Origin of the sequence: Xanthomonas sp. SHU 199 (genome assembly GCF_000364665.1) — a bacterium.
In the GTDB taxonomy this organism is placed as follows: Bacteria; Pseudomonadota; Gammaproteobacteria; order Xanthomonadales; family Xanthomonadaceae; genus Xanthomonas_A; species Xanthomonas_A sontii.
In genome coordinates this window covers 1-934 of the sequence record NZ_AQOI01000431.1, presented here as the reverse complement: position 1 = coordinate 934, position 934 = coordinate 1, and the positions used below count along the sequence as shown (strand labels likewise).

Below are 934 nucleotides of genomic sequence, written 5' to 3'. Positions count from 1 at the left end.
TGGTGGCGGCGACGATGCGCACGGCGTAGTCGATGACTTGCGGGTCGACGGCGATGGCCGCGGTGCCGGCCTGCATCGCCACCACGTCCTCGGCGCCGAGGACGCGCGGCACCTGCGACAGGTCGAAGTCGCCGGCGCTGCGGCCGCTGGTGACCGCGGCGACCATGCGCGCCTCGTCTTCCAGTTGCGGGTAGTCGATCAGGATCTTCAGCAGGAAGCGGTCCAGCTGCGCTTCCGGCAACGGGTAGGTGCCTTCCTGCTCGACCGGGTTCTGCGTTGCCAGGGCCAGGAACGGCGGCGCCAGCGGGAAGGCCGTGCCTTCGATGGTGACCTGGCCTTCCTGCATCACTTCGAGCAGCGCCGACTGGGTCTTGGCCGGGGCGCGGTTGATCTCGTCGGCCAGCAGCAGGTGGGTGAACACCGGGCCGCGGCGGATCTTGAAGCTCTCGGTCTTGGGGTCGTACACGGCGTGGCCGCTGACGTCGCTGGGCATCAGGTCCGGGGTGAACTGCACGCGTGCGTAGTTCAGTTCCAGGGCCTGCGCCAGCGCGCGCACCAGCAGGGTCTTGCCGAGGCCGGGCACGCCCTCGATCAGCACATGCCCGCCGGCCAGCAGCGCGATCAGGATCTGGTCCAGCACCTCCGGCTGGCCGATGAAGGCGTGGCCGACCGCGGCGCGGATCGCCTCGGCGCGTTCGATCAGGGCAGGGCCGGCGAGCGGCGCGACGGCGTCGGAGGAGGCGGTGGTCATAGCTGGTTTCTCATCTGGACGAGGAGGCGGATGCGCTCGCGCAAGGCGGCGGGTTGGTTGGGCGGCGGCGGTTGCAGCGCCTGTTCGACCTGCGCCACCGGCAGCTGCAGGCGTTCGGCGATGGCGGCGGCCTGGGCCGGGCCCTCCAGCGCGGCGGCGATCGGCGCGCGCCGGCGCAGCCGC

The 934-nt window shown here is 71.8% G+C and carries 1 protein-coding gene and 1 pseudogene; both read right to left on the bottom strand.

All coding sequences use genetic code 11. The features are described from left to right. On the bottom strand, nucleotides 1–751 hold a 751-nt coding region (locus D183_RS24820; protein WP_017909543.1), incomplete at its 3' end, for an AAA family ATPase. Continuing rightward, nucleotides 748–934, bottom strand: a pseudogene (locus D183_RS24815) (DUF4350 domain-containing protein); the annotation flags it as partial. The pseudogene D183_RS24815 and the gene D183_RS24820, both read right to left, overlap by 4 nt.